Origin of the sequence: Xanthomonas nasturtii (assembly GCF_001660815.1) — a bacterium.
Taxonomy (GTDB): Bacteria; Pseudomonadota; Gammaproteobacteria; order Xanthomonadales; family Xanthomonadaceae; genus Xanthomonas; species Xanthomonas nasturtii.
In genome coordinates this window covers 62,227-88,131 of record NZ_LYMI01000013.1, presented here as the reverse complement: position 1 = coordinate 88,131, position 25,905 = coordinate 62,227, and the positions used below count along the sequence as shown (strand labels likewise).

Here is a 25,905-nt window from a genome sequence, read left to right as displayed (position 1 = left end):
AGCGGCGCGCGAGAGATTTTAGGCGAGCAGCTCACGGTGCAGATTGCCAAGCGCAGCGAATTGCACACCTTCAAGGTCATGCCCAAGCGATGGATTGTCGAGCGTAGTTTTGCTTGGCTGGAGAAGAACCGAAGGCTATGGAAGAACTGCGAGCGCAAACTCAACACCAGCCTGCAGTTCATCCATTTGGCCTTCTTGGCACTGTTACTCAGAAGATTGTGAACAGGTTCTTAGAACTGGAGGGTACGAGCGGGATGTGCCGCCCCGAACACCGGCCGCACCCGTGTGGCGGTGAGCGCACTCGGTTTGTTGGACGCACTTGCGGCGCTGGTGCCGGCTTCTGCCGCCGACAAGGCGACACCCTCGCAACGCAGCGGCGCCGGCACGGCGATTGTCCACCGGCCGCATGCCGTGGCACATTGACGCCATGCCCAGCCTTATTCTTTTCATGATCGCCGGCGCCGCGCTGTTCGCGTTCTGGAACTCTTCGCGCGCTGCCGCCGAACGTGCCGACATCCTCGGCCGTAATGCATGCCGCGCTGCCGATGTGCAGTGGCTGGACCAGAGCGTGCACTCCACCAATATCCGTGTGTGCAGGATGCCCAACGGCTGGCTGGGCTTCGAGCGCACCTTCCGCTTCGAATACTCCTACGACGGTGCGGATCGCCATAGCGGCAAGCTCGTGCTGCGTGGCGATCAACTGATCGCCTTCACCGGCCCGCAGGTCGCCACCGTGCGGGCGTTGCATCCGGAGCAAGAGCGGCTGGAGTGACGGGTGTGATGTGCGGCGAATGTGATGCGCTCGTGCTGACATCTGACATCTGACATCGCTATCGCGCCGCGTGGACGCGCGTCATCGGTGCTGACCGGGCAGACCCACTGTCGATTCAGCGACTAGCAACCTGTCCGTGCACGCCGTCGCTGCTTATCTTCGAGGCTGGATGTTCGCGTATCTCGCGAGCACTCCACAGCCAATCGGATCACTCGTCAGGTGTCGATCTCGCGGGCACCGGCTCATAGCCATTCCCCCTGCCACTCAGCCAGTGCAGCTGCCGCTTGCCCTCCCGACGCAGGTGCGCCTGCGCAAACGCGCACAGGGGGTCCAGCAAGTCGGCAACCTTCAATAGACGCGACTTGCCACCGACGTCTATGCTGAGAAAGTGCGCTTCATCCGGCGTATCGGTATAGCTGCGCGCAAACAGGCAGCGCACGCCGTCCACGAAACGGTAAATGTCGTACTCGTACTCGTAGTCGACCGCGCCGGACGCATCCGGCGCGCTGCAATCGCAGTGACGGGTGCGCTCCACGTGCACTGACATCCTCCATCGCGCGGATTCGCGGCCCGCGTATACCTGGCGCGCTGCTTACTTCACCACGCGCAAATGCGGGCGCTTGCCACCGCTAGGTGGTTCGTCCGGCGTGGGCGCGCTCGGCGGCGGCGGTGCGCCAGGATCCGGCGGCTCGGTGCTGGTACCGGGGATATCATCCGGCAATGCCATGCCCTGCCCGGTTTCCCGCGCGTACACCGCCAGCACGGCCGCCATCGGCACCATCACCGGATAGCTGACGCCACCAAAGCGCGCCGTGAAGCTGACGCTCTCGTTGTCGACCTGCAGCCCGACCACGGCGCGCTCGGCAATATTCAAGACGACGCGGCCATCCTTGACCGCGCTGGTAGGCACCTGCACACCGGGCAGACCTGCATCCACCAAAACGTGCGGCGTCATGCCGTTGTCGTTGATCCATTCGACCAACGCCCGTAACAGGTACGGACGATGGCTGGTCATGCGGGGGAAATCTTCGCTCATGGCGTCATTTTACCCGCACACGACGCGCAGCGGCTGCTGCGCAAACGCAAGTCGGTCTGTTGGCATACAGCCGTCGCATCAGCCCGGCAGATCGCGCAGCTTCTTTTCCTGATCGGTCAGGCTGCGGATGAAGCCCGGGTTGCGGAAGATCCGGTTGCCGTAGTCTTCGATCGCCTTGCCATCCTTGGGCAGACTGATCTCCAATGCGTCCAGTCGCCAGATGATCGGCGCCATCGCGCAATCGGCCAGACTCATTTCCGGATTGAGGAAAAACTTGCTGGCCTTGAACAGCGGCACCGATGCGGTGAGCAGTTCTTTCAGGCGCTTGCGGCCGGCTTCGGCCTGGGTCTTGTTGCCGAGCTGGACCGCCTGCACCTGCGGCACCCAATCGTGCTCGATGCGCAGCATTGCCAGCCGCAGGCGCGCACGCGAAAGCGGGTCCACCGGCATCAGCGGCGGATGCGGGTAGCGCTCGTCCAGATATTCGCTGACCACCGAGGCGGCATACAGCACCAGGTCGCGTTCGACCAGCGTCGGCACCGAATGATAGGGATTGAGATCGATCAGATCTTCGGGAGGGTTTTGCGGGTCGACCGGCACCAGGTCGTAGGTCACCCCTTTCGCCGCCAGGACCAGACGGACCCGGTGGCACAACACGTCGTCGTTGGACGAAAACAAAGTCAAGGTATTCCGCATACGCACACTCGTCGCCATTCAAGGCTCTCCGACGACCGGAATCCGCCGGCCGCATCGGCGCGGCCGGCCCAACGCCGACCGTCACCACGGTCTATCGAGTGTGCAATCACGTCACGCAAAAGCCAAGAGTGCCAAGGCTGATTAACGTTCCGATAAGGCAGTTGTTGCGCTGTTACACGAAAAAGTGGCGACATGCGGGGTGCCGCAGCAGTTTGTCGCAACATCGCGAGCTTGCCGACGCTCACCCAAACCCCACTCCTGCAGGGAGAAGGGCTCTAAGCGCTGTCTCGTGCAGGGAGGCGTCACACCCCCCACTTGGAGAGCCAACAATGCGCAGCGATGGCTGGTGCATTCAAGACGCTTGGCGATATCCGACTTTTGCAGTGGTTTGCACGCTGCGGCGGCCGATACCCGCTGATGCAACAATCAATGCACGTCCTTCCAGTACTCCTTCTTCAACAGGTAGGCGATGAAGGTGAGCAGCGCAAGGAACAGGATCACCCACACGCCCATGCTCTGGCGCTTCAATGCCGCAGGTTCGCCCGCGTATTCGAGGAAGTTGGCGATATCGCGCACGGTCTGGTCGAACTCGACCGGCGTCTGTCGCCCTGGCTGACCGAGTTTGAGCGCCTCCACCGGCTTGTCGCCGGTCGCCTTGTCGGGCGGGCCGAACTGCGCCTGCTGCAGGCCTTGCAGTTCCCACAGCGGGTTGGGCATGGACGCATTCGGAAACAGCTGGTTGTTCCAGCCCAGCGGGCGGGTCTGATCCAGATAAAACGACTTGAGATAGGTATAGACCCAGTCGGTGCCACGCACGCGGGCGATCAAGGTCAGATCCGGCGGCGCCTTGCCGAACCACTTGGTGGCCGCATCGTGCGGCATGGTGCCTTCGATATGCTCGCCAACCTTGGCACCGGTGAAGTTGAGGTTGGTCATGACCTCTTCTTCGCTCAAACCCAGGTCGCTGGCCATGCGCGAATAACGCAGGTATTTCAGCGAGTGGCAGCCGGAGCAGTAGTTCATGAACAACTGCGCGCCGCGTTGCAGCGAAGCGCGGTCGCTCAGGTCGTTACCGGCCTGCTGCACCGCCCCGCCCTCGGCCGCCAGTGCACCGCCGGCAATCAACAGGCCGCACAGCAAGGCGACCACGCGCGACATCCATGACTTGGCGTTGGAATTAGTCATGGGTGGTCACCCGCTCCGGCACCGGCTTGGTCTTGTCCAGCCGCGTCCACACCGGCATGGTGATGAAGAAGGCGAAATACAGGAAGGTCAGCCCACGCCCGACATAGGTCTCGTGCGCGTCGGTGCCGGGGCCGGAGCCGATCACGCCCAGCCACACGAAGCACACCACCAGCACCCCCAGTGCCACCTTGGAAATCCAGCCGCGGTAGCGCACCGAGCGCACCTTGGCGCGGTCCAGCCACGGCACCAGGAACAGGATGGCAATCGCCGAAAACATCACCAGCACGCCACCGAGCTTGTTCGGCACCACCCGCAACATCGCGTAATACGGTGTGTAGTACCACACCGGCTTGATGTGCTCCGGGGTCACCAGCCGGTTGGCCTCGGTGAAATTGTCGTGCTCCAGGAACAGACCGCCGAACGCTGGCGCAAAGAAGATGATGAAAGCCGCGATCAGCAGCAGGAACCCGACACCGACCAGATCCTTGACCGTGTAATACGGATGGAACGGAATACCGTCGGCCGGCTTGTGCGCATCCCAGCGGTTGCCCTTGGGACCCTTCTTGATGTCCACGCCATCCGGGTTGTTGGAACCCACCTCATGCAGCGCGCCGATGTGCAACACGATCAGCAGCAACAGCACCAGCGGCAGTGCGATCACGTGCAAGGCGAAGAAGCGGTTGAGCGTGGCATCGCCGGGCAGGTAGTCGCCCATGATCCATTCGGTCAGCCCATTGCCGATGACCGGAATGGCGCCGAACAGCGAGATGATCACCTTCGCGCCCCAGAACGACATCTGTCCCCACGGCAGCACGTAGCCCATGAAGGCTTCGGCCATCAGCACCAGGTAGATCAGCATGCCGAGAATCCACACCAGTTCGCGCGGCTTCTGGTAGCTGCCGTACATCAGGCCGCGGAACATGTGCAGATACACCACGATGAAGAACAGCGAGGCGCCGGTGCTGTGCATGTAGCGGATCAGCCAGCCCCACTCCACGTCGCGCATGATGTATTCGATCGAGGCGAATGCATCGGCGGCGCTGGTCTTGTAGTGCATCGTCAGGAAGATGCCGGTGACGATCTGGTTGACCAGCACCACGATGGCCAGCGAACCGAAGTAGTACCAGAGGTTGAAGTTCTTCGGCGCGTAGTACTCGCTGATGTGCTTGCGGTACATGGGCATCAACCCGGGCGCGCGCTCGTTGACCCAATCGAAGACGCCGTTGGCGGTACGGACCAGGATATTGCTCATCAGGCAGCCCCCGTGCTTTTGGCCGACGTACCGGCACCGTCAGGATCGACGCCGATCACCAAGGTGTTGTCGTCCACGTAGTGGTGTGGGGGCACCAGCAGATTGATCGGTGCCGGCACGCCATCGAAGACGCGGCCGGACATGTCGAAGCGCGACTTGTGGCAAGGGCAGAAGTAGCCGCCCTTCCACTGCGGGTCGTAGGGCTCGGGGCGGATCTCGGCGACCATTTCCGGCGAGCAACCCAGATGCGTACACAGCCCGACCAGCACCGAGATGTCGGATTTGATCGAGCGGTATTCCGGGTTTTTCAGCACGTATTCCGGCTGCTGGTCCTTGTTCTCGGACTTGGGGTCCTTGAGCCGGTCGTCCAGTGACGGCAATGCGTCGAGCATGGCCTTGGAGCGCTTGACGATCCAGATCGGCTGACCGCGCCATTCAAGGACCAGGCGCTGGCCTTCCTGCAGGGCGCTGATGTCGGCGGTCACCGGTGCGCCGGCCAACTTGGCGCGTGCACTGGGATTCCACGACTTCACGAACGGAACCGCGACGAATCCTGCTCCGACCGCACCGACCACGGCCGTTGTCGCGGTCAAAAACCGACGACGCCCGATATCAGCAGGTGCGTTAACCCCATCGTTGGCCATCCGGCTCTCCGATCTTGATTAGGTAGCGTGAGGCTGCCAACGGCTGGCGGGGGGTCCAGCCGCGATGAATCGACCGCAGTGTAGCGGAACGCTTAATGCACAGACAATGCAATGTACGCAGTCGGACCTATGCGACGCAACGGCCGATGCAGACCATCACCGACCACCTGGATCGCCGGGCGCGCGGAAGCTGTGAATGGCTGTGACGCAGTGCCTGTGCAGTGCCTGCAGCGGCAATGCACGCGTAAGGCGGGTCAGCGGCGATGATGCAGGCGCAGCAATCAGGAGTGCGCGATGCGCTGCGGCCATCTGCCGTATGCGTTGCCAATGCCGGTGCAAGCAGGCACGTTGCCATGCGCGCCACGAGCGACCACCAGAACGCAGCGCGCGGTCGTCAGGTGGCTTGGACAGCCTGGAGAGACCAGCCAGAAAAACATGGATTGGGCGATTGGCATATGCGGATTTCAGGACGCCTGCTGCGCTCGCCTCATACCCGCAAAACAGGGGTGGTTCACCGCTCTCAGTTGGCTGCGGTCGCCTGACCGCGATAGCGGCCAGCCAACAAACCCACACGTTGTACGTAGCGCTGGGTCTCGCTGTATGGCGGCACGCCACCGTAGCGGTCCACCGCGCCCTCGCCTGCGTTATAGCCGGCAGCGGCCAGGGTAAGGTCGCCGTTGAAGCGTTTCAGCAGCCAGGACAGATACTGCACGCCACCGCGAATATTTTGCGTTGCGTCATAGGCATCGCTGACGCCGAAGCGGCGTGCGGTGCCCGGCATCAACTGCATCAGGCCTTGCGCGCCGGCGCGGCTGAGCGCCAGCGGGTTGTAGGCCGATTCGGCGTGGATGATCGCGCGCACGATCGATTCTTCCACCCCGAACTCGCGCGCCGCCGCTGCAATTTCCTGCTGATACGCATTGGTATTGAGCCGGATCGCACCGAAGTTGACGCCCGGCTTGGCGCCGCAGGCGTAACAGGTTTCGATAAAGCTGTAGTGGATGGTGCGCAGGCCTTCGATGCTGGCGACCTGGCGCGGACGTGCGCTGGTGTAATGCCGCACGCCGTCTTTCATATAGGAGTACACCTGCCCGCTGACCACCCGACGCGGGTTGACCGCAGCTGCCGCTGGCGGCGACACGATCGCCGTGGCTGACACGGGTAACGTACGCGGCACCAGCGCCGAAGCGACCTCGGCAGCGTGCCGTGGTGGCTGGCTGACCGGCTGGCTGATGATCGTGGCCGGCGCGCCGCTGTCGATGTTCGCCGTAGCCCGCGCAGGGCTGGCGGACACGCTCGCCGCCGCAGCAGCGGACGCAGACGACGGGAGACGGCGGGCCGAACGATCGGGGGTGTAGCTACTGATGACGCTGCAGGTGGCGCCACTCTGGCGCTTGCTCAGATAACTGGTGATGCCGTCACCGCTGACGCACTTGTAAAGCGTGCCGGCGCTGACCGGCGCAGCCGACAACGTGACGAGCATCAGCCCCAGCAGTCTTGACATCCCCTTCATGTGGCGGAGTGTCCCAGCTTGCCCAGGGCTTGCCAAGTGTCGGCCAGCGTCGGAGCAGCCAACACCACCACTGCGCGGCCGCCAGCTGCGCGCGGCTGGCGCCCGGAAACCCCAAATAAGCCTGAACACTCAGGCTCTGAGCGCGCCGCCCCGCCCACCCGACAACAGCTCCCTACGTCTTGTTAGCCGCTCTTACTGCGGCAGCCGGTCCAGTTGCGTGCGCAACGCGTTCAGCGCCTGGGTCAGGGCGATACGCGCTTCGGGCGGCGCGATTGCGTCGAATGGCAGGTCAAGCAACAACAGGTTGGCTGCCAGCGCCGGCATGCTCGGCGCCCCCAGACCAAGCCAGCAATGCACAGGGCCGTCCGCCTGCAGTGCGCCCAACCAGGGCGGGATGCGCGCTGCCAGAATTTCCACGCTACCGGCCAGGCGCACCCGCGCCCGGCACGGGAACGGCGCCTCGCCGATGGCCTTGCGCAATAACTGCAGCGGCTCTTCGGGCAAGGCGCGGGCGGCGAACTGCGTGCCGGTGGCGACCGCCTGGTCGATCCGGTCCGCGCGCAGGCTGCGCCAGTCCTGGCGCTGGCAATCCCAGACCAGCAGATACCAGCGCCGCCCGTAGTTCACCAAGAGCGCCGGCTCGACGTTGCGGGTGATAGCCGCACCGGAATGGCGGCGATAGTCCAGCCGCAGCGTGACCCGGTCGCGGCAGGCGGCGGCAAGCTGCGCCAGCAACGCGGCATCGACCAGCGCTTCCGCATCAGCGGCCGGCATGCTGGCCATGGCGGCATGCGCGGCGGTGACGCGCTGGCCGCTGCGTCGCGGCAGCAGCGGGTCCAGTTTGGCCATCACGCGTGCGGCTGCGGCGTCCATGCCGCGCACGGCCGGCGCCGCAGCACGCAAGGCGATTGCCACGGTGAGCGCTTCGTCCTCTTCGAACAACAGCGGCAATGCCGCCGCGCCCTGCCCCAGGCGGTAGCCACCACCGCTGCCGGGCGCAGCATGCACTGGGTAACCCAGCTCGCGCAGACGCTCGATATCGCGCCGCAGGCTGCGTGGATGAATGTCCAGCCGCTCGGCCAGCGCCACGCCGGACCAGCTCCGGCCGTTTTGCAGCAGGGACAGCAGACGCAACAGACGGGCAGCGGTGGAAGCCATCGCGTCACCGTATTGCGGACAGAAACTGTCCGCAAGCGCCAAGTAGGATCGTCATACCAGTCATGACCTACCCACCTCGCCACCGCAGCCCCCTGGAGACCGCAATGTCCGACAACCGCCATATCACCCTGTTCCATAATCCCCGCTCACGGTCGCGTGGGGTGCTGGTGCTGCTGGAAGAACTGGGCGCCAGATACAGCCTGCAGCGCATCGATCTGGACCAAGGGCAGCAGCACACACCGGAGTTCCTGGCCATCAACCCGATGGGCAAGATTCCGGCCATCGTTCACGGCACCAGCGTGGTCACCGAACAGGGCGCCATCTACCAGTACCTGGCCGAGCTGTATCCGGAGGCGGGGCTGTCGCCGGCGCCGGGCGACGCCGACCGTGGGGCCTACCTGCGCTGGCTGGCCTTCTATGGCTCGGCCTTCGAGCCGGCGATCATGGATCTTGCGCTCAAGCGCGAAGCCCCGCCGCGCTCGCTTTCGCCCTATGCCACCGCCGACACCGTGCTGGCGGTGGTGCATGCGCAACTGGCGCAGGGCGATTACCTGTTGGGCGCACGCTGCAGCGCGGCCGACGTGCTGTGGGGCGGCGCACTCGGGTGGATGATGGAATTCGGCCTGGTCGACCCGCCGGCGCCGACCCGTGCCTATATCGCGCGAATGGCCGCGCGCCCGGCGGTGACGCGCGCCCAGGCGGTCGACCACCCGGCCGGGGCGGACGCTGCCTGCCCAAGCGGGTAAACTGCGCGGCTATCTTCTACCCGCCTGGAATAAGCGCCATGCCCGGGACATCCGTTTCCGACCTGTCCACGGCCACCGCCGTGGATGCACCCGCCCTGTTGCCGTTGCCCGTAGCGCGCCCTTCCGCGCCTGCCGTGGTGCGCGGCAAGCTCTACATCAAGACCCACGGGTGCCAGATGAACGAGTACGACTCGGCCAAGATGGCCGACGTGCTTGCCGCCTCCGAAGGGCTGGAGCTGACCGACAACCCCGAAGACGCCGACGTGGTGCTGGTCAACACCTGCTCCATTCGCGAAAAGGCGCAAGAGAAGGTGTTCAGCCAATTGGGGCGCTGGAAGGCCCTCAAGGCCGGCGGCAAACCGGTGATCATCGGCGTCGGCGGCTGCGTGGCTTCGCAGGAAGGCGAAGCCATCGTCAAGCGCGCGCCGTATGTGGATCTGGTGTTCGGCCCGCAGACGCTGCACCGGCTGCCGGAGCTGATCCGCGCACGGCGCGAATCGGGCAAGTCGCAGGTAGACATCAGCTTCCCGGAGATCGAAAAGTTCGACCGCCTGCCCGAGCCGCGTGCCGACGGTCCTTCGGCGTTCGTGTCGATCATGGAAGGCTGCTCCAAGTATTGCTCGTTCTGCGTGGTGCCCTACACCCGTGGCGAAGAGGTCAGCCGGCCGTTCGAGGACGTGCTGGTGGAAGTGGCGCAACTGGCGGCGCAAGGCGTGCGCGAGATCAACCTGCTCGGCCAGAACGTCAACGCGTATCGCGGCGCGTACGGCGCGGATGACGGCGACGCGGCGCAATACGCCGACCTGGGCCTGTTGATCCGTACCATCGCGCAGATCGAAGGGATTGGCCGGATCCGTTTCACCACCTCGCATCCGCTGGAGTTTTCCGATTCGCTGGTGGATGCCTACCGCGACGTGCCACAGCTGGCCAATTACCTGCATCTACCGGTGCAGGCGGGCAGCGACCGTATTCTGTCGGCGATGAAGCGTGGCTACACCGCGCTGGAATTCAAATCCAAGATCCGCAAGCTGCGCGCGGTGCGCCCGGATATTTCGATCAGTTCGGATTTCATCGTCGGCTTCCCCGGCGAAACCGAAGCCGATTTCGAAAAGACCATGAAGCTGATCGAAGACGTGGGCTTTGATCAGAGTTTTTCCTTCGTGTATTCGCGTCGCCCCGGCACTCCGGCATCGGACCTGCAGGACGACACGCCGGAGCAGGTGAAACAGGCGCGTCTTGCGCGTCTGCAGGCGCACATCAGCGCGCACGCGGCGCGTATTTCGCAGTCGATGGTGGGCAGCGTGCAGCGTGTGTTGGTAGAAGGCCCATCGCGGCGCGACCCGAACGAATTGACAGGCAAGAGCGAGAACATGCGCCCGGTGAATTTTCCGGGCAACCCGCGCTTGATCGGACAGTTCGTGGATGTGTTGATCACCGAGGCGATGAGCAATTCGCTGCGTGGCCGCATTCAACTGGACGACGGCGCGCACTGATCGCGCGTGGCGCCGCGCGATGCGGCGTCACTTCATCCATCGCGTTGCCGCATGTCGAAGCAGCCCGCACCCGCTGGCTAAAATTTCACCACACATCTGCAACGCCTTGCAGCGCAAGGCCTGCTCCTACTTACCCACAGGCTTTGCCGAATTCGATCCACATCCTATGTGGACAACCTTGCCGGCACTGGTGATTTTTTCACCACCACCCGAACAGACCTTACGCCAGTAAGCGCGACAAATTTTATCCACAGGTTAGTGATGCGTGACTCCACAGCGCCTGTGGAAAACCCGCTCGCGCCGCAGGCAGCGACATCGCTGCGCGACCGCACCGCCCGGTGTGTTGGTGGGATCACGTGCCGCGCGCTACCCTTTCGATCCCGCCCTACCCCGCACGCCTGCGTGCGCTGTCCGATCCGATCATGAACGCATCTGCACATCGCGATTTCACCCTGGAGCCCGACGACATCGAGCGTCTGGCCAATCTGGCTGGCCCGTTCGATGCGCATCTGCGCCAGATCGAACTCAAGCTTGGCGTCGAGATCGCCAACCGCGGCAACATCTTCCGGGTCACCGGCCCGGAGCCGGCCGTCGCTGCCACGCAGTCGCTGTTGACCGCGCTCTATGAAGAGGCCGCCACCACCACCTTCGACACCCACGCGATCCACCTGCGGCTCAACGACGCCAACCTGGAGCATGTGGCAGAGCGCGCCTACCAGGCCCAGGATGTGGCGATCAAGGTCAAGCGTGGCACCGTGCGCGGGCGTGGCGCCAACCAGGCCAAGTACCTGCACGCGATCGCCACGCACGACATCAATTTCGGCATTGGCCCGGCCGGTACCGGCAAGACCTTCCTGGCGGTAGCGTGCGCGGTGGAAGCGCTCAACGAATCGCGTGTGCAGCGGTTGATCCTGGTGCGCCCGGCGGTGGAAGCCGGCGAGAAGCTGGGCTTTCTGCCCGGCGATCTCAGCCAGAAGGTCGACCCGTATCTGCGTCCGCTCTACGACGCGCTGTATGAAATGCTGGGCGTGGAGAAAGTGGTCAAGCTGCTGGAGCGCAACGTCATCGAGATCGCGCCGCTGGCCTACATGCGCGGCCGCACGCTCAACGACGCATACGTGATCCTGGACGAAGCGCAGAACACCACCATCGAGCAGATGAAGATGTTCCTGACCCGTCTGGGTTTCGGCTCCACTGCGGTTGTGACCGGCGACCTGACCCAGGTCGATCTGCCCAAGCACGTCAAATCCGGCCTGCGCGATGCCATCGAAGTACTGCGCGACGTGGAAGGCGCCAGCTTCACCTTCTTCGAAGCGCGCGACGTGGTGCGCCACCCGCTGGTGCAGCGCATCGTGACCGCCTATGACAAGCGCGATCAGCAGGAAAGCGCTGCCAAGGGCAATCCCGAGTGAGCAGGACACTTGCCGGCCTAGTGCTGGCAATTGCAATGGCGACGCCGGCATCAGTCAACGCCAGCCAGACGCCGCTACCGCCAGAGATCGTCGACCGCGATGTCATTCCGGCCAGCCAGGTGACGCCTCCTTGCATTTCCCTGGCTACCGAAGCTGTCAGCATCAGTGTTCCTACCGCGGCGCTGCAGGCCATGGAGACCCGGTTTCCCTCAGCGCGCTGGTTGCTCGACTTGCCAGGAACCGTCACCGACGCACGCGGTTGCGAGAGTTCGCCGGTCGCGCACGCGCACCGCGCCAGCCAGTTGTTGGTCGGCAAATTGCTGGAAGACGGCGTTGCAGGGGTCTGGCTGCATGATCAAGCCGGGTTCGTTTCAAGGGTGCGGGTGCGGGATTACAATCACGGCTGCGGGCGCGGCCCGCTTGGCAGTTCGAGCTACCGTGTGGCCAATGGGCCCGCCGTGCTCTTGCTGGTCACCTGCACTCGTTGATCTCCTTACCCAGGAAGCGCTCCCCATGACCAAGGGCCCTGTCCGCCTCGACGTTGCCGTCAGTTATGCGCTGCCGCGCGCCGGGCTGCCGTCGGCGGTGAGTTTTCGCAAGTGGGTGGCGGCTGCGTTGAAGGGCCGCATCCGCGAGGCCGATCTGGCGGTACGCGTGGTCGACGAGAAGGAAGGCTGCTCGCTCAATCATCACTACCGCGGCAAGGATTACGCCACCAACGTGCTGAGCTTCCCCGCCGAGCTGCCCGAAGGCCTGCCAAAGGGCATCAAGATGCCGCTGCTGGGCGATCTGGTGATCTGCGCGCCGGTGGTGGCGCGTGAAGCGGCCGAGCAAGGCAAATCGCTGGCCGCCCATTACGCGCATCTCACCGTGCACGGTACCTTGCACCTGCTCGGCTGGGATCACGAAGACGACAAGGAGGCCGATGCGATGGAGCAACTCGAACGCGAGATCCTGGCCGACCTCGGCATCGACGACCCGTACGCAGGGGAACACTGATGCGCATCTGCCTTGCCGGCGCCCTGCTGTTGCTGAGCGCACCTCTCGCGTGGGCGCAGACCGCACCGGTGCGGCCGGACCTGCCGGCGTTGATCGAATGCCGCCAGCGCATCGACGATTTCAGCGCGCTGGCGCCGGTGCTGGCCGACCCGCTCAAGGCGGTGGCGCTGGGCTGGACGCCGCTGGATCAGTCGAATCTGTTCATGACCGAGTACACGCTCAATACCCCGATCAGCGTGTTCGGCCACAGCACCACCCACATCGCGTTTTCCGGCGCCAGCGTCATGGCGATCCTGGACCTGCCCGATCCGCGCCCGCTCGCCAAGCAACTGAACCTGGAACTGGGCGTGGATAACGCCGAGAAGGTGATGTACGGACGCGAGCTTGTCAGCGAAGACACCACCAACCCCAAGACCGGCGAGGCGATGATCGAATCGGTCGTATTGAGCGTGACCAACGTCAAATCGCACCCTGGCAAGACCGTGGTCGGCTGCGGCTACAGCCTGGACCTGCCCTGATCCAGGCCAGCCTACGCTGCGTCCACAGCGCCTTGCCGGCTTCCTGCTAGACTGATGGCTAACGCCTGGTTTGCCGGGTGCCGTTCCCCGTCACGATGTCCGAAGACGACAGTAGCCAATCCCCAGAAACACCGGAAAAACGCCGTAGCTGGCTCGAGCGCCTGAGCGCTGCCTTCTCTGGCGAACCCCATACCCGCGACGAACTCGTCGCCCTGCTGCGGACGGCCGAACAGGACGGTCTTATCGCTGCAGACACCTTGCGCATGATGGAAGGCGCGATCTCCGTGTCCGAGCTCACTGTGGGCGATGTGATGATCTCACGCTCGCAGATGGTGTCGCTGCCGGTGGAAGCGCGCTTCATCGACCTGATGAAGCAGGTGGTCGAATCCGGCCATTCACGCTTCCCGGTCCACGGCGAGAACAAGGACGAAGTGCTCGGCATCCTGCTGGCCAAGGACCTGCTGCGAGGCGTGGTTGCCGACAACGGCCCCGGCAATGTACGCGAGCTGTTGCGCCCGGCGGTACTGATTCCCGAGTCCAAGAAGCTCAACGTGTTGCTCAAGGAGTTTCGCCTCTCGCGCAACCACATGGCGATTGTGGTGGACGAGTACGGCGGCGTCGCCGGCCTGGTCACCATCGAGGACGTGCTGGAGCAGATCGTCGGCCAGATCGACGACGAGCACGACGATGCCGAGGAAGAGAATTCGCTGATCGCGATCCAGGCCGACGGCCGCTACGTGGTCGATGCGCTGACGCCGATCGAGGACTTCAACGAACGCTTCGGCGCCGATTTCCCCGACGACGAATACGACACCGTTGGCGGGCTGGTTACCGATGCGATCGGGCATCTGCCCGAGACCGGCGAAGAGCTGACCCTGGGCCGATTCGCGTTCCGCGTGGCCAAGGCCGATGCGCGGCGCGTGCACGCCTTCCACGTCACCATTCTGCCGCCCGACCCGCAGGACGACGCTTGAACCAGCCCACCCGCAATGCCTGCACGGGGCCGCTGCGCGGCGGCGCCCGGCGGTGGCTCGCCTGCTGGGCGCTGCTCTTGATGACGTTGCTGACAACGCCACTTGCAATCGCGCAGGCGGTTCAGGGCGGGGCTGCCCAGGGCATTGCGCCAGCTGCCGCACCGGCGCCGCGGGTCGGTGTGGTGACCATGCAGCCCGGCGAGGTGTTTTTTGAGCGTTTCGGCCACGATGCCATCGTGGTGGTCGACCCGCTCACCCAACAGGCCACCTCCTACAACTTCGGTTTTTTCGACCCCAGCGAGCCGGACTTCGTGCCGCGCTTTGCGCGTGGCGAAATGATGTACTACCTGGTGGCGCTGCCGCTGGAAGAAGACCTGTCGCAATATCGTGCGATCGGCCGCGGCGTCAGTATCCAGTGGCTGGATCTGCCGCCGGAACAGGCGCGCGCCCTGGCCAATGGCCTGGCGGTGCGTAGCCAGCCGGAAAACGCGCGGTATCACTACGATTACTTCATGGCCAACTGCGCCACCATGGTCCGCGACACGCTGGACCGTGCGATGGGCGGCGCGCTCAAATCGCAGCTGGCCGGCCGTTCGCGCGGCAACACCTTCCGCAGCGAAGCGGTGCGCCTGGCCTCCCCTGCCGCGTGGATGTGGCTGGGCTTCGACCTCGGCCTTGGGCCATATGCCGATCGCCCGCTGTCGCGCTGGGAAGAAGCCTTCGTGCCGATGCGTCTGGCCGACAGCCTGACCCAGGTGCACAACAGCGCCGGCCGGCCGTTGGTGCAATCCACCCAGGTGTTATTGCCGCATCGCATCGCACCGGAGCCGGCCGAACAACAGCGGCACTGGTGGCCATGGTTGTTGAGCGGGCTCGTCGTTGCGGCCGGCGTCCTGGCCCTGGGCCGCAGGCAGCGATTGTTGGCAGGGCTGGCGTTACCGCTGTGGCTGTTCTGCGCCATCGGCGGCGGTCTGCTGGTGTATCTGTGGGGCTTCACCGCGCATCAATCGGCATGGGCCAACCGCAACCTGCTGCTGGTCAATCCGCTGTGCCTGCTGCTGTGGTTCGGCGGCATCCGGCTGCAGCTGGGCCATCGGCCGGGCCGCTGGTTCAACGTGTTGGCCTGGCTGGTGGCCGCCTGCGCGTTGCTGGCGTTGGTGATCCACTGGCTGTCGTTCCAGCCGCAGGACAACCTGCAATGGGTGCTGCTGCTGTTGCCGATCCATACCGCGCTCGCGGTCGCCCTGCGCCGGCGTGACGTGCCCGTCCACACGCGCTGATCCAGGATGCGCCAATGAACACCCACGGCCGTCATCCAGACAACCCCTCCTGCGTCATCACCTGCGCCTATTACGACGGCGACGGCACACGCCACGACATCAGCCTGGAGCAGATCAGCGATGTGCTGCAGCGCCCCGATGGCTGTGTGTGGGTGGGCCTGTACGAGCCGCAGGAGTCGGTGCTGCGCAAATTGCAGGACGAGTTCGGCCTGCACGATCTGGCGATCGAAGATGCGCTCAAGGCGCATCAGCGCCCCAAGGCCGAGAGTTACGGTAACTCGCTATTCGTCGTGGTCAACACCGCACAGCTGGTCAACGAACGCATCCGCTACGGTGAAACGCATGCGTTTCTGGGCGCGCGTTTCCTGTTGACGGTGCGGCACGGCGCATCGCTGTCGTATGCGCCGGTGCGGCACCGGGTCGAACGCGAACCGGCGATGCTGGGCATGGGCGCTTCGTTCTGCCTGTATGGCGTGCTGGATTTCGTGGTCGACAACTATCTGCCGATCATGGACGAGTTCCGCGACACGCTGGAAGGCCTGGAAAAGGACATTTTTGCCGACAACTACAAGCGCGAAACCGTGGTACGCCTGTATGAGCTCAAGCGCGAACTCAACAAGATGCGGCTGGTGGTGGCGCCGCTGCAGGATGTGCTCTCGCACCTCAAGCGCAATCCCGGCGGGCTGATTCAAGACGAGGTCGGCATCTATTTGCGCGACGTGCTCGATCACGCAGTGCGCATCAACGATGCCATCGACACCTTGCGCGAGATGCTGGGCACCGCGCTGAGCGTCAACCTCTCGATGGTGACGCTCGCGCAGGGCGAAACCGTCAAACGCCTCGGCGCCTGGGCCGCCCTGCTGGCCGCCCCCACGCTGATCACCAGCTGGTACGGCATGAATTTCACCCACATGCCCGAGCTCGACAAACCTTACGCCTACCCGCTACTGGTGGGAGGCGTGGTCGCCTCGTGCCTGGTGTTGTATCGCCTGTTCAAGCGTGCGCGGTGGCTTTAGGGCCGGGATTGGGCATTCGGCATTCGGGATTGGCCAGAGAGCGGCTGCGCGTTGATGGCAAAACAAGTGTTAAGTCATCAACGAATCATGCTCTTGCGAATCCCAAATCCCGATTCCCGAATCCCGGCTTTCAAGCCACATAAATCGTCTTGATGTTCATGAACTCGTGGATGCCGTGATCTGCCAGTTCGCGGCCAAAGCCTGAGCGCTTGATGCCGCCGAACGGCAGGCGCACATCGCTCTTGACCACCGCGTTGACGAAGGCCGCGCCGCACTGCAGCTGCTGCGCTACGCGTTCGCCGCGCTTGGCGTCTGCCGTCCACACGCTGCCGCCCAGCCCGAAGGTGGTGTCGTTGGCGACGCGCACCGCCTCTGCCTCGTCGGCCACCCGAATGATCGAAGCGACCGGGCCGAAGAATTCTTCGTTGTAGGCCGGCATGCCGGGCGCCACATTGTCCAGGATGGTCGCCGGGTAGCCGGCATGCGAGCCGGCCACCGGTTCGCCGCCCAGCAAGACGGTGGCGCCCTTGGCGACGCTGGCCTGCACCTGCTTGTGCAGTTCGTCGCGCAGGTCGGCACGCGCCATCGGTGCCAATGTAGTGCTTTCCTGCTGCGGATCGCCAACCACACGCTTGGACGCCGCAGCGACAAAGCGCTCGATAAACCGGTCGGCAATCGCGTCCACCACGATGAAACGCTTGGCGGCGATGCAGGTCTGCCCGCTGTTGTCGAAGCGCGACTGCACTGCCGACTGCACGGTGTGCTCCAACTCGGCGTCTTCCAGCACCACGAAGGCATCGCTGCCGCCGAGCTCCATCACGCACTTCTTCAGCTGGTCGCCGGCATTGGCGGCCAACGAGCGCCCGGCGCGTTCGCTACCGGTGAGCGTCACCGCGGCAATGCGGTCGTCGCGCAACACATCGGCGGCCTGGTCGTTGTCGATATGCAGCACGTCGAACACGCCCGGCGGAATGCCCGCAGCGTCCAGCACATCTTTCATGGCATCGGCGCAGCGCGGCACATTGCTGGCGTGCTTGAGCAGTGCCACATTTCCCGCCATCAGGCCCGGCGCCAGAAACCGGAACGCCTGCCACAGCGGGAAATTCCACGGCATCACCGCGAAAACGCAGCCCAACGGTTCGTAGCACACATAGCTCGACTGCGCTTCGGTGGGAACATCGCGCGGCGCCAGATACTCGGCAGCATGTTCGGCGTAATAGGCGCACCCTTGCGCGCACTTGTCGATCTCGGCCAGCGCTTCGACGCGCAACTTGCCCATCTCGGCGGTCATGATGCGCTGCAGATCCTCGCGCCGCCTGGTCAGCTCTTCGCCAACGCGGCGCAGCAACGCACCCCGCTCGGCCAGCGGCAACGCGGCCCAGGCCGGAAACGCCTTGGCGGAAGCGGCCAGACGCGCTTCGATGCCGGCGGCGTCCAGAGTCTGCTGGGTGTGTTCGACTTGGCCGTTGGCCGGGTTGACGGTGTCGTAGGACATGACAGTCTCCTGTTGCGAGGCGGTCATGCTAGTCGTCGGCAAGTTGGGGTCGCGTCACAATCGCCTGAAAATGCTGCAACAGTGTGTTCGCGTGCACACGGCTGCCTACACTTTGCAGGCACCGCTCGCCGCGGTCCTGGCGCACCAGCCCGAACAGGCAGGAAGGCGCTGCACGCATCGAACGACGCGCCTGACATCTCGCAGCCCTCAACCTTCGCGTTGTAATGCCAATTGGACATCGCGCAGGCGGCGCTTTTCCCTGCGTGCCAGCAGCCACCAGCCGATCACTGCGGCAATCGACACCGCCAGCACCATCAGCGTGGCAAGCGCGTTGATCTTCGGGCTGATGCCCAAACGCACCGATGCGAAGACCTTGATCGGCAAGGTGGTGGAGCTGGGCCCCGCGAGGAAACTGGCAATCACCACATCGTCCAGCGACAGGGTAAAGGCCAGCAGCCAGCCCGAGGCCAGCGCTGGCGCGATGATCGGCAAGGTGATCAAAAAAAACACCTTCAGTGGGGTGGCACCGAGATCCATCGCCGCTTCTTCCAGCGAGCGGTCCAGTTCCTGCAGCCGCGAGGAAATCACCACCGTCACGAACGAGACGGTGAAGGTCACATGCGCCACCCAGATCGCCACCGCGCCACGTGGCGCGATACCGAGCACGCCGCCCATCGAGACCAGCAACAACAGGATCGACAAGCCGATGATCACCTCGGGCATCACCAGCGGCGCGGTGATCAATGCGCCGAACAAGGTCTTGCCTGGAAAACCGCGCATGCGCACCATCGCCATTGCGGCCATCGTGCCCAGCACCGTCGACGCGCACGCCGTCCAGAACGCGACTTCCAGGCTGATCCAGGCCGCGTCCAGCAATTGCCGGTCACGCAGCAGTTCGCCATACCACCGCGTCGAGAACCCGCCCCACACCGTGGCAAGGCGCGAAGCATTGAACGAGTACACCATCAGCAACAGGATCGGCAGATACAGGAATCCGAACCCCAGCGCGAGTGCGCTGCCACCGAGCAGACGTCCACTGCGAGAAGCGCGCATCATGTCAGCCGCCCTTCCAGCTCGCGCTGCTGGTAGCGGTGGAAGATCACGATCGGCACCATCAGCAAGACAAGCATGACCGTGGCCACGGCGGCGGCCACCGGCCAGTCGCGGTTGTTGAAGAACTCGCCCCACAGCACCCGGCCGATCATCAAGGTATTGGGGCCGCCCAGCATTTCCGGAATCACGAACTCGCCCACAGCCGGAATCATCACCAGCATGCAGCCGGCCACGATGCCGTTGCGCGAAAGCGGCAAGGTGATGCGCACAAACGCCTGCCACGGACGCGCGCCCAGGTCGTAGGCCGCTTCCAGCAGGCGGTTGTCGTGCTTGACCAGGTTGGCGTACAGCGGCAGCACCATGAAGGGCAGATAGCAGTACACGATGCCGATGTAGGCGGCGACGGGCGTATACAGCAACTGCAATGGCTGCTTGATCACGCCCAGCGCCAGCAACGCCCGATTGAGCAGGCCGTTGCCATCGAGAATGCCGATCCATGCATAGACGCGGATCAGGAACGAGGTCCACGACGGCAGCACCACCAGCATCATCGCCACGTTGCGCGTGGCCAGCGGCAGGCGTGCGATGACATACGCCATCGGGTAACCGATCAACAACGCGAGCGCCGTGGAAATGGCCGCAATCTTGATCGAACTCAGATACGCGGCCACGTACTGGCTGTCGCGCAACAGCACCAGATAATTGCCCAGATGCAGCTTGACGCTCACTGCGCCATCGGCTGCATACGCGAACAGCGGCGTATACGGCGGCATCGCAGTGGCGCGCTCGGCAAACGAGATCTTCAACACGATCAGGAACGGGATCGCAAAGAACACCAGCAACCACAGATATGGCGCGCCGATCACACCCCAGCGCGCGCCCGGCAGCCCGCGGCGGAACAAGCGTTTCATGCGGTGAGCACCACGCCGTCGTCCTCGCCCCAGCCCACCCAGACCGCATCGCCCCAGGTCAGCGCTTCGCTGGCCCAGCGCTGGCGATTGGCGAAGTTGGCCATCAGCTTGACCCCGCTGGGCAAGCGCACGTGATACACCGAATGGCTGCCGAAATAGGCGATGTCTTCGATCACGCCCTGCGCCTTGTTGCAGGCCTGCGCCGGCGCGTCCTTGCCGATGGAGAGTTTTTCCGGGCGCAGCGCGAATGCCACCGCCTGCCCTTCGAAGCCGGTGATGCCGTGGCCGATGCGGATGCACGCGTCGAAGGCCGGCGTCTTCAAGCTGACGTAATCCGGCTGGTCTTCGGCGATGACCGCGTCGATCAGATTGACCGAGCCGATGAACTCGGCGGCGAAGCGATTGGCCGGTTGTTCGTAGATTTCGTCGGGCGTGCCGACCTGCTGGATCCAGCCCTGGTCCATCAGCGCAATGCGCGTGGCCATGGTCATGGCCTCTTCCTGATCGTGGGTGACCATGACACAGGTGACGCCGGAGGTTTCGATGATGTTGACCAGCTCCAGCTGCATCTGCGAGCGCAATTTTTTATCCAGTGCGCCCATCGGTTCGTCCAGCAACAGCAGCTTGGGCCGCTTGGCCAGCGAGCGCGCCAATGCCACGCGTTGCTGCTGCCCGCCAGAGAGCTGATGCGGCTTGCGCCTGGCCAGGCTGCCCAGCTGGACCAGCTCGAGCATCTCGCTAACGCGGGCGACGATTGCCGACTTTGATAATCCTTCCTGCTTCAGCCCGAAGGCGATGTTCTGCTCCACGCTCATATGCGGAAACAACGCGTACGACTGGAACATCATGTTGATCGGCCGCTCGTAGGGCGGCAGCGCGTCGATGGGTTGACCATCCAGAACAATGCGCCCCTTGGTGGGCCGCTCGAACCCGGCCAGGCAGCGCAGCAAGGTGGATTTGCCGCTGCCCGAGCCGCCCAGCAGCGCGAAGATTTCGCCCTTGCGGATCTGCAGGCTGACATCGTCGACCGCAACAAACCCGTCGAATTCCTTGCGGACCTCGCTGATGGACAGATAGCCGGCACCTGCGGCGCTGGAAGATGGCGGCAAGGCCTCGGTCAGTGACATGGTTCCTCTCGATTGCGGCACGCGCAGGCGCCGTGTGCAGAGCCTGCGCGCCATGATGGCAAAAGCATGTGTCGGCTGCCGCGTGTTTCAAGGTATCGCGACTCGGCGCGACGATCGAAGCAGCCCCTGGGCAAGTCACCGCCCCAGCGCTGGTGGCGGCGTCTGCTATGGAGCCACGAAGCCGTTGCTGGCCCGCCGTGACAACCCTGGCAGGCTCGGGCGTCCAGGCGTGGATGCTCGCACCGAAAACTGCAATCAGCGCGTTTCCTGCGGCGCCTGGCTCCAGCCCAGGCCCAGGCTCTTCTGCAGCGCGACGTAGTTCACCAACAATTGCACCTGTGCCTGCGCGGCGGCGTCCTGCGCGGACAGTTGCTGGCGCCGCACGTCCAGCAGGTCGATCGACGAAGTGGCGCCGGCATCGCGCCGTTGCTGCATCAGCCCGGCCGAACGCGTGGCGGAGGCTTCGGCCTGGCGCGCGACCACCAGCTGCTTGCGTGCCGAACCGAAGCGCGCCAACGCCGAATTGGCGTCCTGCAACGCAGCCAGCACCGCCGCTTCATACGCCGCCTCGCGCCCGGCATTGCCGGCGCGTGCCTGCTCCACCTGCGCGCGGGTCTTGCCGAAATCGAAGATCGACCAGCGCAGCATCGGCACCGCCAGGGTGGTCAGCGCATCGGAATTGAAATCGCTCGGCGAGCCGGCGACCCAACTCAACCCGCCCAGCAGACTCACCTGCGGGAAATAGCCGTTCAGCGCCTCGCCGATCTGCGCGCTGGAGGCGGCCAGCTCGCGCTCGGCCTTGCGCACATCCGGGCGCCGACGGATCAACGCGCCGGCATCGTCCACGCGCACCTGGGTGGGCAGCATCGGCAATGGCTGCGGCGCGCTCAGCTGCGCATCCAGCGCACCGGGTTCGCGCCCGACCATCAGTGCCAGCTGGTCCAGCGCTTCCTGCGATTGCATTTCCAGCGGCAGGCGCTGCGCTTCCTGCTGCTGCACCTGGGTGGCAATCTGCTCGACCTGCAGGTCCGAGGCGGCGCCCTGCCCACGGCGTTGCTGCACCAGCTGCAACGACTGGCGGATCTTGTCCAGGTTGGCATCGGCAATGGCCAGCCGCGCCTGCAAGCCGCGGTAATTGAGATAGACCTGCCCGACTTCAGCGGCCAGCTGCACCTGCGCATCGGCCAGCTCGGCCTCGGAGGCCTGCGCCTGCGCCAACGCACCTTCGGCGGCGCGGCGGCGGCGGCCGAAGACATCCAGTTCCCAGCTGGCATCGAAGCCGGCGCTATAGATCTGGGTCTTGTCCAGGTCCAGCGCCTGATCGCCTGTCGCCGGCGGTTGCCCGGGCTGGCCTTGCTGCAGGCCGCCCAGCGTATCGACGATGGTCTGCGGCGGTTCGGCATAGGCGTAGACCGCGCTGGCATTGAGCTTGGGCAGCCGTTCGGCGCGGCGTTGCTGTGCCAGCGCGCGGTTGGCACGCAGGCGCGCTTGCGCGGCGCGCAGGTTGGGGCTGTCGGCCAGTGCCTGGGTGACCAGCTGGGTCAGCTGCGGGTCGTTGAGTTGCTCCCACCAATGGTTCAACGGTGCGGCGGCGACCACATCCGCGCCGCTGGCACGATGCAGGGCCGGCGCCTGTATCGCCGCATCGGCCACGGCCGGCGGCTTGGTGTAGTTGGGGCCGAGCATGCAGCCGCCGAGCACCAGCGTGCTCAACGCCGCAGCCAGGCGCATGCGGATCAGGCGCATGGAATCAGTGCATTGCAAGGTGCGCCCCCTTGGGTAACGGCTTGAGCAAAAAGGCCAGCGGAATCGTGCAGACCACGATCACGCCGAAGATCCAGAACAGATCGCTATAGGTCATCACCAGGGCCTGCTGTTGCACCAGCCGGGCCAGCTGCGCGATCGAGCGGTTGGCCGCGTCGGCACCGGCGCTGCCCTGCATCTGCGCGCTCAGGCCAGCCAGAAAATCCTGCGCGCGTGCGGCATTGGCGGTGATGGCGCTGCCGATGGTTTCGGTATGGAAGGTCATGCGGCGCTCCTGAAATGTGGAGATCAGCGCCAACCCCACCGAGCCGCCCAGGTTGCGCCCGGCGTTGAACAGGCCCGAGGCATCGCCGGCCAGCTCCGGCGGCACCGACGAGATGGCCGCCTGGTTGAGCGACATCATCGCCAGCGCCAACCCACAACCTTGCAGCAACTGCCCGGCGACAAAATGCATGCCCACGGTGTCGGCGGTCAGCGACAGATTGACGAAGCACGCCGCGGCAAAACAGATCAACCCGGCAATCACCAGGATGCGCACGTCCACCACCTCCAGCAGTTTGGGCATCATCGGCATCAGCAGCACGGTGGGCAGGCCCGACAGCAGCAGCACGTAGCCGGCCTGCTCGGTGTTGTAGCCGGAGATCACCGCCAGAAACTGCGGGATCATGTACATCACGCCGAACAGGATCATGCCCACCGCCATGATCATGATGAACACCGCGCCGAAACTGCGATGCAGCAGCAGCGACAGCCGGATCACCGGCGCGCGCTTGCGGAACTGGCCGATCACCAGCGCAATGAACCCGCTCAAGGCGATCAGGCTCAGCATGTTGATCTCGCTGGACTCGAACCAGCGCTCGCGCTGGCCTTCTTCCAGCACCACGGTGAGCCCGCCCAGGCCGGCAGTCAGCCCGTAGATGCCCAGCCAATCGGCGTTGAGCAGCCCAGCCCAGTCGCCTTTCTCGTGCTTCAAACCAAGCAGCAGCAACGCCACCAGGCCCACACAGATCGGCACATTGATGAAAAACGCGTAGTGCCAGCTGACGTTTTCGGTAAGCCAACCGCCAAGCAGCGGGCCGATCACCGGGCCCATGATCACGGTCATGCCGAACAACGCCGTGCCCATGGTCTGCTGGCTGGGCGGCAAGCGCGTGGCCACGATGGTCAGCGCGGTCGGGATCAGTGCACCGCCGGCCAGGCCCTGCCCCACGCGGCCGATGATCATCATCGTGAGCGAGGTGGATAACCCGCACACCACCGAGAACGCGGTGAACATCACCGCGCAGATCAGCAGGAAGTTGCGCAGCCCCAGCGTGCGCACGAACCAGCCGGTCAGCGGGATCATGATGATCTCGGCGACCAGATACGCGGTAGAGATCCAGGTGCCCTCGGTGCCGCTGGCGCCGACCTCGCCCTGGATGGTGGGCAGCGCTGCGTTGACGATGGAGATATCCAGCGTGGCCATGAACGAGCCGATGGTGCCGGCCAGCACGGCTAACCATGCGCCCGGCTCGGCCGTCTCGCGCTGGACGCTGCCGCCGGCACCCTGGCCGGTGGCGGCCGCTGCACTCACTGCGCGCGCTCCTGCTCCTGCACGCGGTCGGATTCTTTTTCGGCGCGCTCTTTGGCGTCCTTGGCCGAGCGCGTATCCACGGTGACTTCGACCGACATGCCCGGCACCAGCACCTTGCGCGCCTCTTCACCGGCCAGCACGCGGATACGCACCGGCACGCGCTGCACCACCTTGGTGAAGTTGCCGGTGGCGTTTTCCGGTGGCAGCAAGGCGAACTGCGAGCCGGTGCCGGGCGATAGGCTTTCGACCTTGCCGTGCAGCTTCACGCCGGACAACGCATCGACCTCGATCTCGGCCGGTTGGCCGGGACGCATCAGGCCAACCTGGGTTTCCTTGAAATTGGCGACCAGATACAGCGATTCCTGCGGCACGATGGTCATGGTGCGGGTGCCGGCGCCGAGGAACTGGCCAACCTGTACGGTCTTGTCGCCGACACGGCCGTGGATGCGGCTGGTGAGGCGGGTGTCTTCCACCGCGACACGGGCCTGGTCGGCATCGGCGGTGGCCTGCTTCACTCCGGCCTGCGCCTGCTCCAGCTGCGCGCGGCTGGCCTGGATCTGGCTTTCGGCCGCCTTGGCCTGCGCCTGCGCGGCGTCGTACTGGGCGCGTGCGCGGGCCAGGTCGTGCTGCAGGCTCTCCTGATGCTCGTGGGTGTCGGCACCAGAGGCCGCCAGTGGTGCGAAGCGCTTCACTTCGGCCTGGGCGAACTTCAGGCTGGCCGCAGACGCGGTCACCTGGGTGCGCGCCTGCACCAGCGCCGATTCCTGCGCGGAGACATTGGCGGTCGCGGCGGCGATATCGGCCTGGCGCGCGGCAATGGCGGCTTCGGCCTGCTGCAGGGTGGCCTGATAGGTACGGTCGTCGATCTGCAGCAGCGGTTGGCCCGCGTCCACGATCTGGTTGTCGCCCACCATCACCTTGGTCACGTAACCGCTGACACGCGGCGCCACCGCCACCGAATCGGCCTGCAGGTAGGCGTTGTTGGTGTCCTGCATGTAGCGGCCCTTGATCAGGTAATAGGCCAGCCACACCACCAGCAGAATCATCACCAGCACGCCCACCAAAATCAGCGTCCACTTCACCTTGGGGTTCTTCAATGGCGAAGGCTTGGGTGGCTCCTGCTCGTCGCGCGCGCCCTGCGCATCCGTGGCCGAAGCCTGGCCGTCATTGGACTGATGGTCGTGGTTGCTCAAAGGATGCGTCCTGTGTAATGGGCCAAGCGCGCCATGCAGCGGCCGCATCAGCGGCTCCGACGAGGCGGCGCAACCGTATAATTATTTGAACCGCC

At 64.7% G+C, this 25,905-nt stretch carries 27 protein-coding genes; 12 read left to right on the top strand and 15 right to left on the bottom strand.

Annotation, left to right across the window (positions count from 1 at the left end; all coding sequences use genetic code 11):
- The coding region (locus A7D16_RS06840; RefSeq protein WP_153043136.1) for a transposase at nucleotides 1-222 on the top strand (222 nt) is incomplete at its 5' end.
- Nucleotides 223-391: 169 nt separating this feature from the next.
- The gene (locus A7D16_RS06835; RefSeq protein WP_064631090.1) at nucleotides 392-772 is read left to right on the top strand and encodes a DUF3301 domain-containing protein; all 381 of its coding nucleotides are present in this window, start codon (nucleotides 392-394) and stop codon (nucleotides 770-772) included.
- Between the two features lie 208 nt (nucleotides 773-980).
- Here A7D16_RS06835 and A7D16_RS06830 read toward each other — a convergent pair whose 3' ends face one another.
- The 8 genes from A7D16_RS06830 to A7D16_RS06795 form a co-directional block, all read right to left on the bottom strand.
- Nucleotides 981-1,313: a hypothetical protein gene (locus tag A7D16_RS06830; protein ID WP_064631096.1), complete on the bottom strand. Its 333-nt coding sequence runs from the start codon at nucleotides 1,311-1,313 to the stop codon at nucleotides 981-983.
- Between the two features lie 51 nt (nucleotides 1,314-1,364).
- Nucleotides 1,365-1,808 (bottom strand): ClpXP protease specificity-enhancing factor, encoded by a 444-nt coding sequence (locus tag A7D16_RS06825; protein ID WP_064631088.1) that lies wholly within the window; start codon nucleotides 1,806-1,808, stop codon nucleotides 1,365-1,367.
- Nucleotides 1,809-1,886: 78 nt separating this feature from the next.
- The gene (locus A7D16_RS06820) at nucleotides 1,887-2,522 is read right to left on the bottom strand and encodes a glutathione S-transferase N-terminal domain-containing protein (protein WP_010372598.1); all 636 of its coding nucleotides are present in this window, start codon (nucleotides 2,520-2,522) and stop codon (nucleotides 1,887-1,889) included.
- Between the two features lie 408 nt (nucleotides 2,523-2,930).
- The gene (locus A7D16_RS06815) at nucleotides 2,931-3,689 is read right to left on the bottom strand and encodes a cytochrome c1 (protein WP_064631086.1); all 759 of its coding nucleotides are present in this window, start codon (nucleotides 3,687-3,689) and stop codon (nucleotides 2,931-2,933) included.
- Entirely contained in the window at nucleotides 3,682-4,941 is a 1,260-nt protein-coding gene (locus A7D16_RS06810; protein ID WP_064631084.1) for a cytochrome b, read from the bottom strand. Before A7D16_RS06810 ends, A7D16_RS06815 begins: the two co-directional genes overlap by 8 nt.
- Complete coding sequence (petA, locus tag A7D16_RS06805) at nucleotides 4,941-5,585, bottom strand: ubiquinol-cytochrome c reductase iron-sulfur subunit (protein ID WP_046963666.1); 645 nt, start codon at nucleotides 5,583-5,585, stop codon at nucleotides 4,941-4,943. The genes A7D16_RS06810 and petA overlap by 1 nt, the downstream gene beginning before the upstream one ends.
- A 520-nt stretch (nucleotides 5,586-6,105) precedes the next feature.
- Entirely contained in the window at nucleotides 6,106-7,098 is a 993-nt protein-coding gene (locus A7D16_RS06800; protein WP_064631082.1) for a lytic transglycosylase domain-containing protein, read from the bottom strand.
- Nucleotides 7,099-7,290: 192 nt separating this feature from the next.
- Nucleotides 7,291-8,256, bottom strand: coding sequence for a helix-turn-helix transcriptional regulator (locus tag A7D16_RS06795; RefSeq protein WP_064631080.1), 966 nt, complete (start codon nucleotides 8,254-8,256; stop codon nucleotides 7,291-7,293).
- 104 nt (nucleotides 8,257-8,360) lie between these two features.
- Between A7D16_RS06795 and A7D16_RS06790 the strand changes: the two genes are divergently transcribed.
- The 10 genes from A7D16_RS06790 (at nucleotide 8,361) to A7D16_RS06750 (ending at nucleotide 16,694) form a co-directional block, all read left to right on the top strand.
- A complete protein-coding gene (locus tag A7D16_RS06790; RefSeq protein ID WP_064631078.1) occupies nucleotides 8,361-9,002 on the top strand; it encodes a glutathione S-transferase family protein in 642 nt (213 codons plus the stop codon).
- A gap of 38 nt (nucleotides 9,003-9,040) precedes the next feature.
- Entirely contained in the window at nucleotides 9,041-10,495 is a 1,455-nt protein-coding gene (miaB, locus tag A7D16_RS06785) for a tRNA (N6-isopentenyl adenosine(37)-C2)-methylthiotransferase MiaB (protein ID WP_064631076.1), read from the top strand.
- Nucleotides 10,461-10,727 carry a hypothetical protein gene (locus tag A7D16_RS22955; protein WP_153043137.1) on the top strand — a complete coding sequence of 89 codons (267 nt, stop codon included), beginning with the start codon at nucleotides 10,461-10,463 and terminating at the stop codon, nucleotides 10,725-10,727. The genes miaB and A7D16_RS22955 overlap by 35 nt, the downstream gene beginning before the upstream one ends.
- Nucleotides 10,728-10,917: 190 nt before the next feature.
- Nucleotides 10,918-11,907: a PhoH family protein gene (locus A7D16_RS06780; protein ID WP_064631094.1), complete on the top strand. Its 990-nt coding sequence runs from the start codon at nucleotides 10,918-10,920 to the stop codon at nucleotides 11,905-11,907.
- A 35-nt stretch (nucleotides 11,908-11,942) separates the two neighbouring features.
- Nucleotides 11,943-12,395, top strand: coding sequence for a hypothetical protein (locus A7D16_RS06775; RefSeq protein ID WP_239686954.1), 453 nt, complete (start codon nucleotides 11,943-11,945; stop codon nucleotides 12,393-12,395).
- Between the two features lie 25 nt (nucleotides 12,396-12,420).
- A complete protein-coding gene (gene ybeY / locus A7D16_RS06770) occupies nucleotides 12,421-12,906 on the top strand; it encodes an rRNA maturation RNase YbeY (protein ID WP_064631072.1) in 486 nt (161 codons plus the stop codon).
- Complete coding sequence (locus A7D16_RS06765; protein WP_064631070.1) at nucleotides 12,906-13,424, top strand: hypothetical protein; 519 nt, start codon at nucleotides 12,906-12,908, stop codon at nucleotides 13,422-13,424. Before ybeY ends, A7D16_RS06765 begins: the two co-directional genes overlap by 1 nt.
- Before the next feature lie 95 nt (nucleotides 13,425-13,519).
- Entirely contained in the window at nucleotides 13,520-14,398 is an 879-nt protein-coding gene (locus A7D16_RS06760) for an HlyC/CorC family transporter (RefSeq protein WP_064631067.1), read from the top strand.
- A complete protein-coding gene (locus tag A7D16_RS06755; RefSeq protein ID WP_064631063.1) occupies nucleotides 14,395-15,678 on the top strand; it encodes a lipoprotein N-acyltransferase Lnb domain-containing protein in 1,284 nt (427 codons plus the stop codon). Before A7D16_RS06760 ends, A7D16_RS06755 begins: the two co-directional genes overlap by 4 nt.
- Before the next feature lie 14 nt (nucleotides 15,679-15,692).
- Entirely contained in the window at nucleotides 15,693-16,694 is a 1,002-nt protein-coding gene (locus A7D16_RS06750) for a magnesium and cobalt transport protein CorA (protein WP_064631061.1), read from the top strand.
- Between the two features lie 130 nt (nucleotides 16,695-16,824).
- Here the strand turns inward: A7D16_RS06750 and A7D16_RS06745 are convergent, their stop codons facing one another.
- From A7D16_RS06745 to A7D16_RS06715, 7 genes are all read right to left on the bottom strand, one after another.
- On the bottom strand, nucleotides 16,825-18,216 hold the full coding sequence (locus A7D16_RS06745; protein WP_193395448.1) for an NAD-dependent succinate-semialdehyde dehydrogenase: 1,392 nt from the start codon (nucleotides 18,214-18,216) through the stop codon (nucleotides 16,825-16,827).
- A 180-nt stretch (nucleotides 18,217-18,396) separates the two neighbouring features.
- Complete coding sequence (locus A7D16_RS06740) at nucleotides 18,397-19,245, bottom strand: ABC transporter permease subunit (RefSeq protein ID WP_064631059.1); 849 nt, start codon at nucleotides 19,243-19,245, stop codon at nucleotides 18,397-18,399.
- Nucleotides 19,242-20,153: an ABC transporter permease subunit gene (locus A7D16_RS06735; protein WP_064631058.1), complete on the bottom strand. Its 912-nt coding sequence runs from the start codon at nucleotides 20,151-20,153 to the stop codon at nucleotides 19,242-19,244. The genes A7D16_RS06740 and A7D16_RS06735 overlap by 4 nt, the downstream gene beginning before the upstream one ends.
- A complete protein-coding gene (locus A7D16_RS06730) occupies nucleotides 20,150-21,280 on the bottom strand; it encodes an ABC transporter ATP-binding protein (protein ID WP_064631056.1) in 1,131 nt (376 codons plus the stop codon). The genes A7D16_RS06735 and A7D16_RS06730 overlap by 4 nt, the downstream gene beginning before the upstream one ends.
- A 255-nt stretch (nucleotides 21,281-21,535) precedes the next feature.
- The gene (locus A7D16_RS06725; protein WP_064631055.1) at nucleotides 21,536-23,026 is read right to left on the bottom strand and encodes an efflux transporter outer membrane subunit; all 1,491 of its coding nucleotides are present in this window, start codon (nucleotides 23,024-23,026) and stop codon (nucleotides 21,536-21,538) included.
- Between the two features lie 4 nt (nucleotides 23,027-23,030).
- Entirely contained in the window at nucleotides 23,031-24,617 is a 1,587-nt protein-coding gene (locus A7D16_RS06720; protein ID WP_064631053.1) for an MDR family MFS transporter, read from the bottom strand.
- Entirely contained in the window at nucleotides 24,614-25,810 is a 1,197-nt protein-coding gene (locus A7D16_RS06715) for an HlyD family secretion protein (RefSeq protein ID WP_064631051.1), read from the bottom strand. The genes A7D16_RS06720 and A7D16_RS06715 overlap by 4 nt, the downstream gene beginning before the upstream one ends.
- Nucleotides 25,811-25,905: the final 95 nt, after the last annotated feature.